Annotated in this window: 18 protein-coding genes and 1 pseudogene; 11 read left to right on the top strand and 8 right to left on the bottom strand. The window is 69.3% G+C overall.

Annotated features, from left to right (window positions below; genetic code table 11):
• Window positions 1-194 precede the first annotated feature (194 nt).
• Together FJV41_RS05280 and FJV41_RS05285 are read left to right on the top strand one after the other, a co-directional pair.
• Window positions 195-758, top strand: coding sequence for a hypothetical protein (locus FJV41_RS05280; protein WP_141641306.1), 564 nt, complete (start codon window positions 195-197; stop codon window positions 756-758).
• A 109-nt stretch (window positions 759-867) separates the two neighbouring features.
• Window positions 868-1,656 (top strand): hypothetical protein, encoded by a 789-nt coding sequence (locus FJV41_RS05285; RefSeq protein WP_141641307.1) that lies wholly within the window; start codon window positions 868-870, stop codon window positions 1,654-1,656.
• A gap of 21 nt (window positions 1,657-1,677) precedes the next feature.
• Here the strand turns inward: FJV41_RS05285 and FJV41_RS05290 are convergent, their stop codons facing one another.
• The 7 genes from FJV41_RS05290 to FJV41_RS05320 form a co-directional block, all read right to left on the bottom strand.
• On the bottom strand, window positions 1,678-2,136 hold the full coding sequence (locus tag FJV41_RS05290) for a hypothetical protein (protein ID WP_141641308.1): 459 nt from the start codon (window positions 2,134-2,136) through the stop codon (window positions 1,678-1,680).
• Window positions 2,133-2,780, bottom strand: coding sequence for an anti-sigma factor family protein (locus tag FJV41_RS05295; protein WP_141641309.1), 648 nt, complete (start codon window positions 2,778-2,780; stop codon window positions 2,133-2,135). The genes FJV41_RS05290 and FJV41_RS05295 overlap by 4 nt, the downstream gene beginning before the upstream one ends.
• Before the next feature lie 73 nt (window positions 2,781-2,853).
• Window positions 2,854-3,468: an RNA polymerase sigma factor gene (locus tag FJV41_RS05300; protein WP_141641310.1), complete on the bottom strand. Its 615-nt coding sequence runs from the start codon at window positions 3,466-3,468 to the stop codon at window positions 2,854-2,856.
• 76 nt (window positions 3,469-3,544) lie between these two features.
• Complete coding sequence (locus FJV41_RS05305) at window positions 3,545-4,465, bottom strand: Immediate early protein ICP0 (RefSeq protein ID WP_246137011.1); 921 nt, start codon at window positions 4,463-4,465, stop codon at window positions 3,545-3,547.
• Between the two features lie 429 nt (window positions 4,466-4,894).
• On the bottom strand, window positions 4,895-5,398 hold the full coding sequence (locus FJV41_RS05310; protein WP_246137012.1) for a hypothetical protein: 504 nt from the start codon (window positions 5,396-5,398) through the stop codon (window positions 4,895-4,897).
• A 5-nt stretch (window positions 5,399-5,403) separates the two neighbouring features.
• The gene (gene hemF, locus FJV41_RS05315; protein WP_141641311.1) at window positions 5,404-6,318 is read right to left on the bottom strand and encodes an oxygen-dependent coproporphyrinogen oxidase; all 915 of its coding nucleotides are present in this window, start codon (window positions 6,316-6,318) and stop codon (window positions 5,404-5,406) included.
• A 21-nt stretch (window positions 6,319-6,339) separates the two neighbouring features.
• Complete coding sequence (locus FJV41_RS05320) at window positions 6,340-7,095, bottom strand: hypothetical protein (protein ID WP_141641368.1); 756 nt, start codon at window positions 7,093-7,095, stop codon at window positions 6,340-6,342.
• 169 nt (window positions 7,096-7,264) lie between these two features.
• Between FJV41_RS05320 and FJV41_RS05325 the strand changes: the two genes are divergently transcribed.
• Entirely contained in the window at window positions 7,265-7,858 is a 594-nt protein-coding gene (locus tag FJV41_RS05325) for a hypothetical protein (RefSeq protein WP_141641312.1), read from the top strand.
• A gap of 28 nt (window positions 7,859-7,886) precedes the next feature.
• Here the strand turns inward: FJV41_RS05325 and FJV41_RS05330 are convergent, their stop codons facing one another.
• Window positions 7,887-8,177 (bottom strand): DUF3467 domain-containing protein, encoded by a 291-nt coding sequence (locus tag FJV41_RS05330; RefSeq protein WP_141641313.1) that lies wholly within the window; start codon window positions 8,175-8,177, stop codon window positions 7,887-7,889.
• Between the two features lie 69 nt (window positions 8,178-8,246).
• Between FJV41_RS05330 and FJV41_RS05335 the strand changes: the two genes are divergently transcribed.
• The 8 genes and pseudogenes from FJV41_RS05335 to FJV41_RS05365 all read left to right on the top strand — a co-directional run bounded on the left by FJV41_RS05335 (window position 8,247) and on the right by FJV41_RS05365 (window position 16,274).
• Window positions 8,247-9,047, top strand: a complete 801-nt coding sequence (locus FJV41_RS05335; RefSeq protein ID WP_141641369.1) for an alpha/beta hydrolase — start codon at window positions 8,247-8,249, stop codon at window positions 9,045-9,047.
• Window positions 9,048-9,101: 54 nt separating this feature from the next.
• Complete coding sequence (locus tag FJV41_RS05340) at window positions 9,102-9,818, top strand: ABC transporter ATP-binding protein (protein WP_141641314.1); 717 nt, start codon at window positions 9,102-9,104, stop codon at window positions 9,816-9,818.
• Window positions 9,815-12,355, top strand: coding sequence for an ABC transporter permease (locus FJV41_RS05345; protein ID WP_141641315.1), 2,541 nt, complete (start codon window positions 9,815-9,817; stop codon window positions 12,353-12,355). The genes FJV41_RS05340 and FJV41_RS05345 overlap by 4 nt, the downstream gene beginning before the upstream one ends.
• 4 nt (window positions 12,356-12,359) lie before the next feature.
• The gene (locus tag FJV41_RS05350) at window positions 12,360-13,625 is read left to right on the top strand and encodes a lipocalin-like domain-containing protein (RefSeq protein ID WP_141641316.1); all 1,266 of its coding nucleotides are present in this window, start codon (window positions 12,360-12,362) and stop codon (window positions 13,623-13,625) included.
• Between the two features lie 200 nt (window positions 13,626-13,825).
• Complete coding sequence (locus FJV41_RS05355; RefSeq protein ID WP_217439531.1) at window positions 13,826-14,692, top strand: hypothetical protein; 867 nt, start codon at window positions 13,826-13,828, stop codon at window positions 14,690-14,692.
• Window positions 14,693-14,797: 105 nt separating this feature from the next.
• A pseudogene (locus tag FJV41_RS53480) lies at window positions 14,798-14,986 on the top strand (AraC family ligand binding domain-containing protein); the annotation flags it as partial.
• A gap of 221 nt (window positions 14,987-15,207) precedes the next feature.
• Window positions 15,208-15,570: a helix-turn-helix domain-containing protein gene (locus FJV41_RS53485; protein WP_246137013.1), complete on the top strand. Its 363-nt coding sequence runs from the start codon at window positions 15,208-15,210 to the stop codon at window positions 15,568-15,570.
• A gap of 104 nt (window positions 15,571-15,674) precedes the next feature.
• Window positions 15,675-16,274 (top strand): TetR/AcrR family transcriptional regulator, encoded by a 600-nt coding sequence (locus FJV41_RS05365; protein ID WP_141641317.1) that lies wholly within the window; start codon window positions 15,675-15,677, stop codon window positions 16,272-16,274.
• Window positions 16,275-16,344 lie beyond the last annotated feature (70 nt).

Here is a 16,344-nt window from a genome sequence, read left to right on the forward strand (position 1 = left end):
CAGCACACCCGCGCCCCACCCCTCCCACGTGAGTGTCTGGAATCAGACACGAGACATCGAGACATGGGTCAGCCTTACCCCCAATGTAAAACGTATTCACGCCAGCGGAAAAGTTTAAACATATCAGTCAATTTGAAAAGACCTGAGAAAACGGTTTCAATGCGTGGCATCGCTTCTTCCGAGGACATCCACGTATGGAATTGAAGACTCCTCCCGCACAGCCCACCTTCGCGACCTACCAGGGCGTCGAAATCGTCGGACAATCCATCCTCGCCATCGTCAACGGAATGGAGCTGGCGCAGGCCCGGGCGCTGCGAATCCTCGCGGAGAATGGCATCACTCCACTGGAAGCGAAGACGTGGTACCCGATGCCCGCGTTGCTGAAATCTTTCAGCCTGGTTTTCGAGAAGATTGGCCCCAGCACGGTGCGAACGATTGGCCGGAAGATTCCAGACAGCGCGCACTTCCCGCCAGACATCGACAACCTGGAAAAAGGCCTGCGCGCGGTGGACCTGGCGTACAAGATGAACCACCGGGGCAAGGGCAACATCGGGGGTTACCACTACGAGCCGGTGGACAAGCGCAACGCGAAGATGCGCTGTGACAATCCCTATCCGTGCGACTTGGACTACGGCCTGCTGGAGGCAATCACGGACAGGTTTCGCCCCAAGGATTCGCTTTGGGTGCGTATTGAACATGACCCCAGGAGTTGCCGTCGCAGGGGAGATGGGGCCTGCACGTACAACATCAGTTGGTAGCGCACATCGCAGGCCTCCAGGCCCGCGTGGCTCCCCGCGCGGACCTGGGCACGTCGTCAAAGACACTCCGCCTGGGCCGAGCGGAGACATGCATCCGGGAGGGACATCCATGAAGGCCGTGCTCCAACACATCGCGGTGTGCGAGGAGCGGTTCGCCTCACACCCTTTCTTCGCGGACCTGAAGCAGGACCGACCGATAGAACAGGTGATGGCATTCGCGCCTCGCCTCACCTTCTGGGTGATGACGTTCCAGGATGTGCTGCGCCTCAACGCGCACTTCATCCAGGACGCGCACCTGAAGGAGCTCGCCACGCATCACCATGCGGAGGAAGGCGGGCATGACCAGTGGTTCGAGGACGATATCGCCCAGCTCACCGGGGGCTCGCTGAGCATCGGCGCGCTCTACGGCAAGGCCCACGCGAAGACGCGCGACGCCGCCTACTCCATCATCAGCGAAGTCTACCGCTCGGTGGATGACCGGCTGCGCATCGTCCTCTTGTGGGCGCTGGAGTCCACCAGTCACGTGTTCTTCAGCCGCACCGCCGTCATCAGCGCGGCGCAGGGCGCGGACGACAAGCTCAAGTACTTCTCCGACCACCACATGCAGGCCGAAGCGCAGCACGCCATGTTCGAGCAGCAGCTGGCGGAGGAGCTGGAGGCCATGGTGCTGGCGCCGGAGGTGCGCGAGGACGCGCTGGCCATGGTGAACCGCATCTACGCGGCGTTCGACACCATGTTCGACGGGCTGCGCATCCACCTGGAGCACGAGCGCGCCGACCAGACGGAGCCGCGCCGCGCCACGCTGGCCCCGGCCGCGAATGCGGAGGCAGAGGAGCCCTTCGAGCTGGATGAGGCTGACTTCAGCGACGTGGCGCTGGCGGTGGACCGGGCCGCCTGAGGCGACCCGCGGCGGGTCCGACTACTTCGAGGGCGGGGAGAGCACCAGGATGAGCTCTCCGCCCACGTGTTTGCCCGCCTTCTGATAGACGGCGCCCTGCCGGCCCAGCTCCACGTCCAGCGTGGGCTGGCGCGGAATGGCCACGCGCACGGTGGCGGTGCCTTCCTTCATGCCCAGCAGGAGCAGCGACGCGTTGCTGCCGTTGGGCAGCTTCACCTCGGTGGCCGTCTTCGCGCCCACTTCCAGCTTCTCGTTGGACAGGCGCTTGAAGGACGTGAAGTTGAAGTTCTGCTTCTGGAACTGCTCCTTCATCTTCGCCAGCTCCGGGGGCTCCACTTCCGAGCCCTTCTTGGAGGCGAGCACCACCTCCACCTGGATGCTGACCTTCTGCTCCTCCTGGGCCTGGCCGACCACCGGCATCAGCAAGCCCAGGCCCAGCACGGCCAGCAGCAGCCGGCCGGACGACACGTTCTTCTTCACAGGGGACCTCCCGAGGGGCGCTCCACTTCGGTCTTCGGCTTGCCCAGGGGCTTGGGCCCCTTGCCCTTGTTGCGAAGCCCGCCGCCAATGTCCTCTTCCAGCTCCTCGTCCTCTTCCGACGGGGAGCCGTCCTGCGTCTCTTCATCCACCAGCCAGATGATGGTGCCACCGTTGTCGGTTTCCATCACCACCGGCGCCACGCGGGCGTCCTGGTAGGGCTGGATGGACTTCACCGTCATCCGCTCCGCGCCGTAACCCACCGGGGCCTTGTCGCTGAGCAGCAGCGGCAGCCCCACCAGCACGAGCACCGCCGCCGTCGCCAGCGAGGAGACCATCGCCGTGCGCTGGTAGAGGAACATTTCGGACAGCGCCAGCTTCAGCCGCTCCAGGAGGGGCGGCTTCTCCGGCGTCACCCGCGCCATGACCTTCTGCGCGAAGTCCTTGAAGTCGACGTCATCCACCGCCATGTCCAGGCCGACCCGGAGCAGGCCCGACTCGGCCCGCAGGTCCGCCGCGCGCCCCGTGCAGTCGCGGCACGCGCCAAGATGACGCTCCACGTTCACCCGCTCCGCGGGGGTCAGCTCCCCGTCGACATACGGGGAGAGCATGGGGACAAAACGCTCACATGCGGGATTTCCGGCCATAACCTTCACCCTGCTCGGTGGTGGATGCTGCGAACGCTGTGACGCGGGGGTCCCTCAGATATTCGAGGGCCCTTCATTCGCTGCCCACTCCGCTCTTCGCTTCGTCCAACTCCAGGTATTCACTCAGGATTTTCTGGACCTTCGCCCGGGCATGGAAGAGGCGGCTCATCACCGTGCCCTTGGGAATGTCGAGCGTCCGGGCCAGGTCCTCGTAGGACATGCCTTCGATCTCCCGGAGGAGGAGGATGGCGCGGTGCTTCTCGGGCACCGTGGCGAGCGCTTCCTGAATCTTCTCCGCCAGCTCACGCCGGAGCGCGCTCTTCTGGGGATTGGTGCCCAGGCGGCTGCCGAGCGCGCCGATGCGGGCCTCGGACAGGTCCATGGCCTGGTTCTCGTCGAACTCCACCGCCTCGCCTCCACCTCCGCGCTTGCGCAGCACGTCGATGCAGATGTTCACGGTGATGCGGTAGAGCCAGGTGTAGAACGACGAGTCGCCCTTGAAGTGGTCCAGGTACTTGTAGACCTTGACGAACGCCTCCTGGGAGACGTCCATCGATTCCTCCTTGTCCTTGAGCATGCCGAGCGCAACTGCGTACACCTTGCGCTGGTAACGCTCGACGAGGAGTTTGAACGCGCGCTGGTCGCCGCTCCGGACGCGCTTGACGAGTGTAAGGTCGTCGGTTGCCAATGGGTGCGGCAACGTACCACAAGCCGGCCAACGCCGAGGACTTTCCACCGCCGGGCAGCCTCCCCGGCCAGTCTCCCTAGAGGCTCACGAGCGCCAGCACCAGGAGGGCGATGCCCGCCAGGGCCAGCATGGCCCCGAAGGCCGCCCTGTCCCACTGCCCCTGCGCCACCGCCCCGTCCTCGGGGTCCGAGCGGAACCGGTGCAGCACGTTCCAGAGCATTTGCGGCCCCAACCGCTTGCCCGAGGAGCGGCGCCGGCCGTCGGAATCCGAGGGCTGTTCGTCGGAATCCTCGGACTCGGACGCCCTCATGCCCAGCGGCGCGGGGCCGCCCCGGAGCGTGTCCGGTCCCCGGGCCTGCATGGCGAGAGCTCCCTCGGCCACCCCCTCCTTGCGGACGGCGGCCTCCGAGTGGCGGACCTCCGGGGGCGGCTCCAGCCGGACGGTGGCCACGCGCTCGCGGGCCTCGTCGGGCGTCCTGGCCTCCAGCACCCACAAGCCCTGCGTCACCCCGTCCTGGCCGGTGCGCGCGTCGCGCAGCTCCGCGAAGCCCTGGCCCTTGAGCGACTCGCGGAAGGCCTCCTGCCCCTCCTTCTGGGGCGGCTGGGCCACGGCGGCCTCGGCGTAGGCGGCGAAGAAGGCCCACAGCCGGGTGGCGCGCTCGGTGCTCGACAGCTGCGAGGGCTTGAGGTGCTGGGCCAGCAGCGCCGCGTCCGAGCCGAAGCGCAGCCCCAGCTCCTCCTGGCCCGCCACCTTCTCGAGCCCGGGGGGAATCAGCTCCGCCACCTTGCGCAGCGGCGCCCGCTCAGTGCCACCCAGGGTGGGATGGCCGCCGGGGATGGCGCCCTTGGTCCGGAAGGCGTCGCCCTTCCCATGGCCCCCACCCTCCAACCCACCTCCTTGGGGAACCTTGGGGCCGCGCGGCCCTCCCGCGGGCGACTTGAGGATGAGCTGGGCGAGCCGGCTGAAGTTGGAGGTGATTCGCGAGGAAGCGGACATGAGCGGTGCCTCGTCATCCGTCGTGGGAAGGGGCGTCTCTGGCACGTCCCCGGTGGGCTCCGCCGAAGGACTCCGGGAGCCTAACGCGGGCGCGTCCCGGGGGCTGTTTTGGGAGCTGAACGAAGTGTCCGCCAGCGACGCCGTGCCCCGGGGAGCATTTCCGCTCTCACGCGGTGTGTCGGAGACGGGGGCACGCCAGATGCGGGTGGGCTCCGCGCCTTCTGGCTCCATGCCATCCGCCAGCAGGGGCAGCCCCGCTGGGGGCGTCCGAGGACTGGCGCCCGAGTTGGACGACGCGCGCGGGCCATGCTCGCCACGAGGCTCCCCGCCGCCCCTTCCTGCCCGGGGGCCGTCGCGGGGCCCCCTCATGTCGCCGACGTGGCCCATTTCCCAGATTCTCGCCCGGAGCGAGGATCAGGTTGCGGCCAACTACTCGCCTTCGCGTTCCACCTCGACGGGCGTGGTCATTCCGTTGGCGTCCAGACGCACTCGGTAGACGGAGTTCAGCCCGTCGCCGTCGAAGTCGCCGCGCGCCAGGCACGACACCTCGGGCTCTCCCACGGGGCTCTCCTGCACCACCACCTCGTACTGGAAGCGCACCTTCCCCTCCGGCTCGAAGCCGAGGCGGTGGAAGACGTCGTTCTCCGGGAAGGGCACCGACTCGCCGCCGCGCGGCACGTCCCGGGGCGTGGGGCCCGCGACCTGATAGGCGCCATGCTCGTCGCGGTACGCCTGCACCGCGTCACACAGCGCCAGCACGTTGAGGCGCGCCTCGGTGTCGGTGGGTCGCTCGCTCGACTGCCCGACGTGCCGGAGGCCGAGGACGCCCAGGATGGCGGCGAGGACTCCCAGCCCGGCGGCGAGCAGGGGCCACCGCTTGAGGAGGTTGCCCGGCGGGGACGGAGGCGGCGGGGATGTGGAGGGGTCGGACATGGTCCTCAGCTCTCCCGCGTCCAGGCGGCCCAGTCGCGGGGCTGCTTCAGCACGTCCACCAGCCGGGACTCCCAGCTCCCGGGCTCCGGGTGATGGTCATAGCGCCAGCGCGTCTGGGGCGGCAGGGACATGAGGATGGACTCGGTGCGCCCGCGCGTCTCCAGGCCAAAGACGGTGCCGCGGTCATAGACGAGGTTGAACTCCACGTAGCGCCCGCGCCGCACCTCCTGCCAGAAGCGCTGGGCCTCGGAGAAGGGCGTGTCCTTGCGTCGCTCGGCGATGGGCAGGTACGCGTCCAGGAAGGCCCGGCCACAGTCGCGCACGAAGTCCAGCTCGCGCTCCAGGTCGCCGCCCATGTTCTCGAAGAAGATGCCGCCCACGCCGCGCGTCTCCTCCCGGTGACGCAGGTGGAAGTACTGGTCGCACGCGGCCTTGAAGCGCGGGTAGTACGCCAGGTCGTGCGCGTCACACGCGGCCTTGTGCACGCGGTGGAAGTGCGCCGCGTCCTCTTCGTAGAGGTAGTACGGCGTCAGGTCCGCGCCGCCGCCGAACCACGCCTTCCCGCCCTGATGGATGAAGCGGTAGTTGGCGTGCACGGTGGGCACGTGAGGGTTGCGCGGGTGCAGGACGAGGGAGATGCCGCCGGCCCAGAAGGAGCGCCCCTCACCCTGGAGCTTCTTGGCGAACTGGTCCTCCAGCTCTCCGAAGACCACCGACGTGTTGACGCCCGCCTTCTCCAGCACGGCGCCGTCCTCCAACACGCGGCTGCGTCCACCGCCCCCGCCGGGCCGCGTCCAGGCGTCCTCGCGAAAGCGTCCCGTGCCGTCCAGGCGCTCCAGTGCGCCGCAGATGTCGTCCTGCAGCGACTGGGTGAAGGCGGCCATCCGCTCCTTCAGACTCTCCACGTCCACCTTCGTCATGCGTGCTCCTGGCGATTTCCGCTACGGCGCGGAGTAGTCGGCCGGCGCCTCGAAGTCCACAGGTGGAACGGGGGGCGCGTTGTGGCCCGCCGCATCGAACGCCTCGATGCGCGCCCGGTAGCTGCGGCCATCCTCCATGGCGAACGTCCCGCTGCACGCCTCGTGGCCGATGAAGGCCGTGTTGTTGTGCACCGGCACCACGTACTGCTGGATGCTGGGGCCCGGACGCCGGGGCTCCAGCTTCACCACGAGATACGCGGGGCTCTCCTCCTTCAGCGACAGGTTGAGGCGCACGAAGCGCGCGGTGCCCTGGGCCGTGCGGCGAAGGAAGCCCTCCGAGACGGCGGGGCGCTTCTGCCAGCGCGGCGGCTGGGTGTCGGCGCCCTTGCCCGTGTTCCATTCGGGCAGCGCCCCCGCCCGGCCGTTGAGCACGGCGACGTTGGGCAGCAGCTCGTCGAGCCGCAGCGTGTAGCGCTTGTCCGGCTCCAGCTTGCCCACCACCTTGAGGACGATGGTGGCTCGACCCAGGCTGCTCTCCCAGCCGCGCTGCGCCTTCACCTCCACCTCGTGGGTGTCCGCCACCAGCCGCAGCTTCTTGCCCACCAGCGCGACCACGGACTCCCGGGCCGTACCCACGCCCTCCAGCAGGAAGCGGCTGTTGATGGGGACGATGGCGCCGGGCGTGGGAAACAGCTGCACTCCGTCACCCAGGCATTGGGCGGAGGCGGCACGAGCGCACAGCAGCACGAACAATGAGACGAGGATTCTGAGCACGATTTCCCAAGTCTGCGCCCCTGCGGGATGGATGCCAACCCGTTCAGTGCCCCCGGCGATATGGGGGACACGCACCGTGCGTTTCCAGGAATAGTCCCCCGCGCGCCGGGCCCCGGGCTCGCGGGCAGCTGCTCCCTCCGTTTTCCTCCGGGGACGTTCCGAGAACATCACCATGCGCTCACGCCTTTCGACGTGGGTGACGGTCGGGCTCCTGTGGGGAGCCTGCGGCTGCGCCGTCACGCCTGAAACCCGCCAGCAGTTGGTGGAGACCACCAGCGGCAACGCCGTCTACAACCTGTCGGCGGACGCCCTGCTGGCGACGACGCGGCGCCTGCTCGCGGAGCAGAAGTACGAGCTGCTCCCCAGCTCGGACCCGCTCTACATCCACACCACCTGGCGCATCCGGGGCAACACGGACATGGGCGCCAGCTGGAGTCGCATCTTCGTGCAGGTCCATCCGCTGTCGGACGGCCGCGCCGTGGTGCGAGCCTACCGGATGGCCTACACCACCAACGGGCGCGCGCCCATGCACCCGACCCTCGGTGCTGGCACTCGGGACTCGAAGTTGGGGGATGGAGCGGCGACGGCCTACGTCCAGGGGGAGCCCATGTCGCCGGCGAAGCCCATCGTGCGCCGCGCCTCGGATATCGAATGGGAGGTGCTGTCGCGCGTGGAGCCCAGGCTCGCCGCCCACCTGGAGGCCCGCGCGGAGGCGTACCTGGCCACCGGACGGAAGGACCCGAGCGCGCCCACCGAGGAGGAGTGAGCGCGCCGTCAGGCCCCGTGGCTTCGCGTCAGTGCATGCCGCCGTCGTCCTCGCGCAGGACGATGGCGCCGTACTTCGCCTCGTAGCGGTTGAGGTTGTCCTGCATGGCCAGCATCAGCCGCTTCATGTGCTTGGGGCTGGTGATGATGCGCGAGCGCACCTTGGCCCGGAGCTGCTGCGGCTGGACGTAGATGAAATCCAGCGTGAATTCCGTGTCCGTATGGTTCACGAGGGCCATGTTGGCGTACTGACCATTGGCGACGTCCTCGTCGATTTGAATCTGCAACTGCATGTCCGGGGGCTTCGGAGTGTCCGCCATGAGGCATGGGGCATAGCGCCTGCGCCTCCGCGTGGCCAGCCTGACGTCATGATGGATGCCTCGCTCGCCATGGACGCGGAGAAGACGGAGCCCTTCGAGCTGGGACGGGGCCCGGACGCGTGCCTCTTGCTGCACGGCTTCACCGGCAGTCCCTGGGATGTGCGCCCGCTGGGAGAGGCGCTGGCGGCGCGGGGGATGCATGTGGTGGCGCCGCTCCTGCCGGGCCACGGCACCACGCCCCAGGCGCTGCTGGGCGTCACCTGGCGCGACTGGCGGGACGCGGCCGAGCACGCCCTGGGCGCGCTGCGGGGTCACCGGAGCATCTTCGTCGCGGGGCTGTCCATGGGCGCGCTCCTGGCGCTGGGGCTGGCGGCGGACCATCCGGAGGCGGTGCGAGCGCTGGCGCTCGTCGCCCCGGCGGTGCGCTTCCGGGGACCTCGGATGATGCTCATCCGGCAGTTGTCGCGCACGCCGTTGTTGGAGTGGGCCCGGCCGTGGGTGGAGAAGACGGGCACGGACATCTCGGACCCGGTGGCGCTGGCCCAGGCGCCGGTGCTCTCCGGCTTCCCGGTGGCGCGCCTGCGGGATTTGGTCACCCTGCAGGACGCGGCGGCGCGAGGTGTGTCGCGGGTGCGCTGTCCCGTCCTGGTGGCGGTGGCCGAGCAGGACCACGTCGTGGACCCGGAGGGGGGACGGTGGCTGGCGCGCCGGCTCACCGCGTCGCCGAGCGTGCGCGTGGTGTCGCTGCGACGCGGCTTCCACGTCATTCCCCGGGACACGGACGGCCCCCTGCTGGCGAGCGAGGTGGGTGGCTTCCTGACGCAGTGGCGTGACTTCGGGGAATGGGAGCCACAACCGGCGGGCGCGTGAGCGGGGCTCGGGACGCGGCGAAAGGGGCCGCATCCGTATATCAAGGGCACGCACATGCCTGAGTCCGACACTCCTCCGCTCGTCGAGCTGCGTGACGTCACGAAGTCCTATGCCGAGGGCGACACCGCGCGCGAGGTGCTCTCCGGCGTGCGGCTGACCCTGCGCCGGGGTGAGTTCGTGGTGCTGCTGGGCCGCAGCGGCTCGGGCAAGTCCACGCTGCTCAACCTCATCAGCGGCATCGACCTGCCCACGCGCGGCGAGGTGCTCGTCGACGGCCGGAACCTGGGCACGATGAGCGAGCGCGAGCGCACGCTGCTGCGCCGCGAGCACGTGGGCTTCATCTTCCAGGCGTTCAACCTGCTCCCCACGTTGACGGTGGAGGAGAACGTGCGGCTGCCGGTGGAGCTCAACGGGCACGACGCGGCGCAGGCGAGCGCGAAGGCGCGGGCCCTGCTGGAGCGCGTGGGACTGACCTCGCGCGCGAACAGCTTTCCGGACCGGCTCTCCGGTGGCGAGCAACAGCGCGTGGCGGTGGCGCGGGCGCTCGCGCATTCGCCGCCGCTGCTCCTCGCGGACGAGCCCACGGGCAACCTGGATGAAGCCACGGGGCGACAGGTCCTGGACCTGCTGGAGGGCCTCACTCGACAAGGTCACGCATGCGCGTTCGTCGTCACACACGAGCCGGGCCTGGTGGCCCGCGCGGACCGGGTGCTGGAGATGACGGGCGGACGGCTGGTGGAACGCGACGTGCCGCGAAGGGAGCCCCGGTGACCAACCTCTTGGTGCGCTCCAGTCTGCGCCACCTGGGCCGCCATCCGTGGCTGACGGCGCTGTCCCTGCTGGGCATCGCCCTGGGTGTCGCGGTGGTGGTGTCCATCGACCTGGCGAGCGGCAGCGCGCTGCGGGCCTTCGAGCGCTCCACGGATGCGGTGGCGGGACGCGCCACGCACCAGCTCGTGGGGGGCACCTCCGGGCTGCCGGAGGCCGTGTATCGGGACTTGAGGCTGCGTCCGGACGCGCCCGTGTCCGCGCCGGTGGTGGAAGGGTACGTGCAGGCCGCGGTGGGGGACCGGCGCACGCTCACGGTGCTGGGCGTGGACCCCTTCGCGGAGACTCCGTTCCGCGACTACGCGGGCGGCGAAGCCGTGGGCGACGTGGGCGCGCTGCTCACCCAGCCGGGCACGGTGCTCCTGAGCGCGCGGGCCGCGCGGGCGCTGGGCGTGGAGGCCGGCGGCGTGTTGCCGGTGCGCGTGGAGGGACGCGAGGCCTCGCTGCGCGTGGCGGCGCTGCTGGCGCCCGAGGACGAGGACACCGCGCGGGCACTGGAGGCGCTGGTGCTGACGGACCTGTCCACGGCGCAGGAGGTGCTGGGGCGCGTGGGGCGACTGACGCGCGTGGACCTGCGACTGCCAGGCGGAGAGGCGCAGGCGGACCGACTGCGCGCGACGCTGCCGACAGGGACCGAGGTGGTGCGCGCGTCGGCGCGGGCCGGCACGGTGGAGCAGATGACGAAGGCGTTCCGCACCAACCTCACCGCGCTGTCGCTGCTGGCGCTCGTGGTGGGGATGTTCCTCATCTACAACACGATGACGTTCTCGGTGGTGCAGCGGCGCGGACTGCTGGGGCGGCTGCGCGCGGTGGGCATCACCCGGGGCGAGCTGTTCGCGCTGGTGCTGGGCGAGGCGCTGGTGTTGGGCATGGTCGGCACGGTGGCGGGCCTGCTGCTCGGCATCCTGCTGGGACGCGGGCTGGTGGGGCTCATCACCCAGACCATCAATGACCTCTACTTCGTGGTGAGCGTGCGCGGACTGGCGCTGGAGCCCTTCACGCTGGCCAAGGGCCTGGCGCTGGGCCTGGGGGCCACGTTGCTGGCGGCGCTGGTGCCCGCGTGGGAGGCGGCGCGCTCGGCGCCCGCGACGACGCTGCGCCGCTCGACGCTGGAGGACGTGTCTCGCACGCGAGCGCCGAGGCTGGCGCTGCTCGGGTTGCTGGTGCTCGCGGGAGGCATTGGCCTTCTGGGCTGGCCCACGCAGGCGTTGGTACCGGCGTACGCGGGACTCTTCGCCGTGTTGATTGGTGCCGCGCTGCTGGTGCCGTGGGTGACGGAGCGGCTGTCCCTCTTCGCGGCGGTGCCGTTGGGACTCGCCTTCGGTCTGCTGGGACGCATGGCGGCGCGCGGGGTGAGGACGAGCCTCAGCCGAACGGCGGTGGCGCTGGCGGCGCTGATGGTCGCGGTGGCGACGACGGTGGGCGTGGGCCTCATGGTGTCCAGCTTCCGAGGCACGGTGCTGTCATGGCTGGAGGCCTCGCTCCTGGCGGACGTGTTCATCTCCCCGCCCTCGCTGGTGGCTCGACGCGGAGACTCCACGCTGGTGCCGGGACTGGTGGAGCGACTGCGCACCACGCCGGGCGCCTCCGGCAGCAGCACCCTGCGCGTGACGCGGGCCCGGGTGAATGGCGTGCCCACGGACTTGCTCGCGGTCGATTTCAGCCGCTCACCGGCACGGCCCTATCGCTTCAAGCAGGGCGACGAGGCGGCCGTGTGGCGGGAGCTGGATGCGTCCACGGATGCGCTCATCGTCTCGGAGCCCTTCGCCTTTCACCGGGGCGTGGGTGTCGGCGACACGGTGCAACTGGCCACGGACCGAGGGCCTCACGACTTCCGCGTGGTCGGCGTGTACTTCGACTACGGCTCCGACGTGGGGACGATGCTGATGCCTCGCGCCACGTATGAGCACTGGTACGAAGACCGGGGTGTGAGCGGCGTGGCGCTTTACGCGGCGCCGGGACAGGACGTGGATGCACTGGTGGCCTCGGTGCGTGAGCGCGCGGGAGGCGAGCAGGCGCTGCTGGTGCGGCCCAATCGCTCGCTGCGACAGGCGTCGATGGAGGTGTTCGACCGCACCTTCACGATTACGCAGGTGCTCCGACTGCTGGCCATCGGCGTGGCCTTCGTGGGGGTGCTCAGCGCGTTGATGTCATTGCAGTTGGAGCGGGCGCGGGAGTTCGCGGTGCTGCGGGCCACGGGGCTGACGCCTCGACAGCTCTGGGGACTGGTGTCGCTGCAGACGGGCCTGCTGGGCCTGCTGGCGGGGTTGTTCTCCATGCCGCTGGGGGTGGGGCTGGCGTACATCCTCGTGTATGTCATCAACCAGCGGTCCTTCGGCTGGACGCTGCGGCTCGCGGTGACGCCGGAGACGCTGGGACAGGCGATGCTGCTGGCGCTGGTGGCGTCGGCGCTGGCGGGGCTGTATCCGGCGTGGAAGATGGCACGCGCCAATCCCGCGCTCGCGTTGAGGGAGGAGTGACGCCATGAGCAACGGCCGAGGGCTCGTCATCGGGACGGCGGTGGTGCTGGCGGCGTTGGCGGTGGCGGCGTTCATCGTCACGAGAGAGACGGAGCCGCCCGCGCTGGCGAGGAGCGGGACGCTGACGGTGGCGAAGGCGCTCGGTGGAAGTGATGGGGGAATGGAGGGCTATGCACGCGCCTTCGAGCCACGTCCGTTCCACTTCCCCGAGGACCACGGCCCGCATCCGGAGTTCCGCACGGAGTGGTGGTACTGGACGGGAAATCTCGAGACGGCGGACGGGCGCGCCTTCGGCTATCAGTTCACCCTCTTCCGCAATGCGCTGGCGCCCGGTGCACCAGCACGGGACTCCGCGTGGGGAACGCGAGAGGTGTACCTGGGGCACTTCACGGTGACGGACGTGGCCGCGGGACGCTTCCACGTCGCGGAGCGCTACAGCCGCGCGGCGCTGGGGCTCGCGGGCTCGCGCGCACAGCCGTTCAAGGTGTGGCTGGAGCAATGGGAAGCGGCGAGCGTGGGCGAGGCGATGTGGCCCGTGCGGCTGCGCGCGGAGACGGACGAAGTCGAGTTGGAGTTGTTGCTGGAGCCGGGCAAGCCGCCGGTGCTCGAAGGCGACCGGGGGTTGAGCCAGAAGAGCGCGGAGCCGGGCAACGCGTCGTATTACTACTCGATGACACGCATGCCCTCGCGCGGCACGGTGCGACTGGAAGGACAGACGTACGCGGTGACGGGTGAGAGTTGGATGGACCGTGAGTGGAGCACCAGTGCATTGGGCGCGGACCAGGTGGGCTGGGATTGGTTCTCGCTCCAGCTCTCGGATGGTAGCGAGCTGATGTATTACCAACTGCGTCGCGAGGACGGGACGGTGGACCCGTTCAGCTCGGGAACGTGGGTGCCGCCCGTGGGTGCGGCGGACAGCGCATCCATGCATCTGACCCGGGATGACGTGGAGCTCGCGGTGCTGGACACCTGGAAGAGTCCGCGCGGCGGGGTGTACCCGTCGAAGTGGAAGCTGCGGGTGGCGAAGCTCGGGCTGGAGCTGACGGTGACGCCAAAGCTCGCGGACCAGGAGCTGCCGGTGAGCGTGCGCTACTGGGAGGGCAGCGTGAACCTGGATGGCGTGCGCCAGGGCCAGCCCGTGAAGGGACGCGGCTACGTGGAGCTGACGGGCTACGCGGACACGGCGGCCTCGACACAACGGCCGGAGGCCCGGGCCCGGGGGACTCCGGAGGCCCGAAGCACACCAACGACAGACAGTCCTCGCCACTGATTCCAGCGAAACCACACCCCTGTCGCGGCTCGCTGAAACGGACTTCGTGAGGAATCACCCCGAGTTGCACGGCTGGATACAGCTCAGAAGCCAACTGCCGTGACGATGGGTGGCGATGTAACCATTGCGCACACGAGGGTGCGCCCTTGGCGGGCAGGCTGAAAGAAAGCCTATGCTTCACCCCTCACCCGGGGGGTGTCATGAGTCATGACAATGAAGCGAACACCAGTACAGGAGTGTCCGCCGTCGCGGCTGTGCCATCTCATGGGGGCCTCGCGCCTCCCTCGACAGGCACCATCACCGCCATTCCCCACCCCCAGAATCAGCGACTGCTGATCCTCACCACCGCGCTGCCGCTGCTCAGCCTCGCGGCGGCGTGGTTCGTCGCGCCCGGCTGGAGCTACATCGCCGCGTCCGCCGTGCTGCTCGCCTTCCTCGCCGTGCTCGGCCAGAGCATCACCGGGACTCCCTTCGGCGTGCTCATCAGCGAGCGCAACATCATGAGCCTGTCTCGCTTCCAGGCCGTCACGTGGACCGTCGTCGTCGTCGCCGGCTACCTGACGATGGTCATCGCCCGCGTGAAGGCAAACACACCCAATGCCGTCGACGTCGCCATCCCCCAGGAACTCTGGTGGGCCATGGGCATCGCCTCGACTTCACTGCTCGGCACCTCGCTGCTGCTCAGCGGCAAGCGCTCCAAGACCCCTGACGCCAGGGCCGTCGACGCCACCGCCGCCCAGCTCGCGGAGCCCCCCTCCGAAATCAACGCCCAGCGCCAGGGCGCCCTCTACGCCAACAAGGGCATCCAGGACGCGCGAATCTCAGACATGTTCCAGGGAGACGAGGTCGGCAACACCGCGCAAATCGACCTCGCCAAGGTGCAGATGTTCTATTTCACCGCCATCGCCGCGGTGACCTACTTCGTCGACATCTCCATGGCCATCCAACGCGGCTCCCTCACCAGCCTCCCAGAGCTCTCCGAAGGTCTCGTCGCCCTGCTCGCCATCAGCCACGGCGGATACCTCGTCAGCAAGACCACCGACCACTCCAACTCCAAGCCCTCCTGAGCCACGCGCCCGCCGTATGCTCGGCCCCGGCGCGCCCTCACGAGCGCCGGGCGCCCGAGCACGCAAGCACGGAGGAACGTCGCGGTGCCCAAGCCCCTGGTGGACGTGGACGCAGCCCCCGCGTCCTCCTTCTGTCTCACCGACACGCTGACACCCTTCACCTCCGGCTGGCACACCCACCGCCGCCACCAGCTCCTCTACGCCGATCGCGGCGCCCTCCACCTGGAAGTCGCCGAGGCCCAGTGGCTCCTGCCACCCCAGCGCGCCGCCTGGCTCGCCGCCGGCACCCGCCACCGCGTGCGCTCAACCCAGCCCGCCACCCTCTGCACCGTGTACCTGGAACCCTCGCGCGCGAGATGCTCCTCTACTCCACCCGCTGGGGACCGGAGCGCCCCCCACGCGATGCCGTGGCCGAGAGCTTCTTCTCCGCCCTGGCCCACCTGCTCTCGGAATGGGCCGCGGAACCTCGTGAATGGCGCCTGCCTCGCGCCCGCACTCCCGAACTGGAACGCGCGATGGCCTACACCCTGGCCCGACTCGCCGGCCCCGCCACCCTCGCCGGCGCCGCACGCGCGGCGGGACTGTCCCAGCGCACCCTCGCGCGCCGCTTCGAGGACGAGGCCAGCACCTCCTGGCGCCGCTTCCTCCACGACGCCCGCATGCTGCGCGCCATGGAGCTGCTCGCCGAGGACGGCGCCCGCGTCACCCAGACGGCCTACACCGTCGGCTTCGAGAGCCTCGCCGCGTTCACCCACGCCTTCACGTCCTTCACCGGCGAGAGGCCTCGCGACTTCCGCCAGCGCGTCGCACGAGGCGTCGTCGTCCCACCGCCCCGCGCCACACCCCGCCCCAGGCGACCTGCCAGACGAGCCCCTTGAGGCCCGCCCGAACTCCACGGCGCTTCAGGTAGGTGCCGGCGGCACATCAACCCCGGCGAAAGGGGACTTGCGATGACCGACTGACCAGATTACCATCCTGGTCAATGAGTTCCGACCCTCGCATCGCCATCCTCAAGGCCGCCGGCGAAGTCTTCGCCCGGTTCGGCTTCAAGAAGGCCTCGGTGGAGGACATCGCCAAACGAGCAGGCGTCGGCAAGGGCAGCATCTACCTGCACTTCGAGAGCAAGGAAGCGCTGTTCGAGGCGATTGTCCGGCAATCGCACGAGATGAGCCTCGCCGAGCTCAAGGCGAGCGTCCAGCGCGCCACGACGCCCGAGGCCCAGGTCCGCGCCTACATTCGCTGCAAGCTGGAGCAGAGCGTCCGCAAGCCCGACGGGGAACGCCTTGAGATGGCCACGCTCTTCGAGCTGGGCACCCAGGTGATGCACCTCGTTCCCCAGATGCAGGACGCGGATGCGGCCATCCTGGCGCGCGTCTTCGAGGACGGAGTGGCGCGCGGGGTCTTCACCGTCAGCGCCCCCCAGTTGGCGGCTCGCGGCTTCGTGGAGCTCATCACGATGCTCGTTCCCAAGCTGATGACCCAGGAGACCAGCCCCCTGACGCTCGAAGCCCTGGACGCCTCGTTCGAGATCTTCATCCGCGGCCTCTCGGCCCCACCCGGCCCGACTCCACCCACTCGCTGACTCCCCAGGCCCCACTCCGTGCCCGGAGGATGGGGTGTTCGTTTGCCCGGGACTGACCAGAAAACCAATT

Source organism: Myxococcus llanfairpwllgwyngyllgogerychwyrndrobwllllantysiliogogogochensis, from assembly GCF_006636215.1.
GTDB classification, from domain to species: domain Bacteria; phylum Myxococcota; class Myxococcia; order Myxococcales; family Myxococcaceae; genus Myxococcus; species Myxococcus llanfairpwllgwyngyllgogerychwyrndrobwllllantysiliogogogochensis.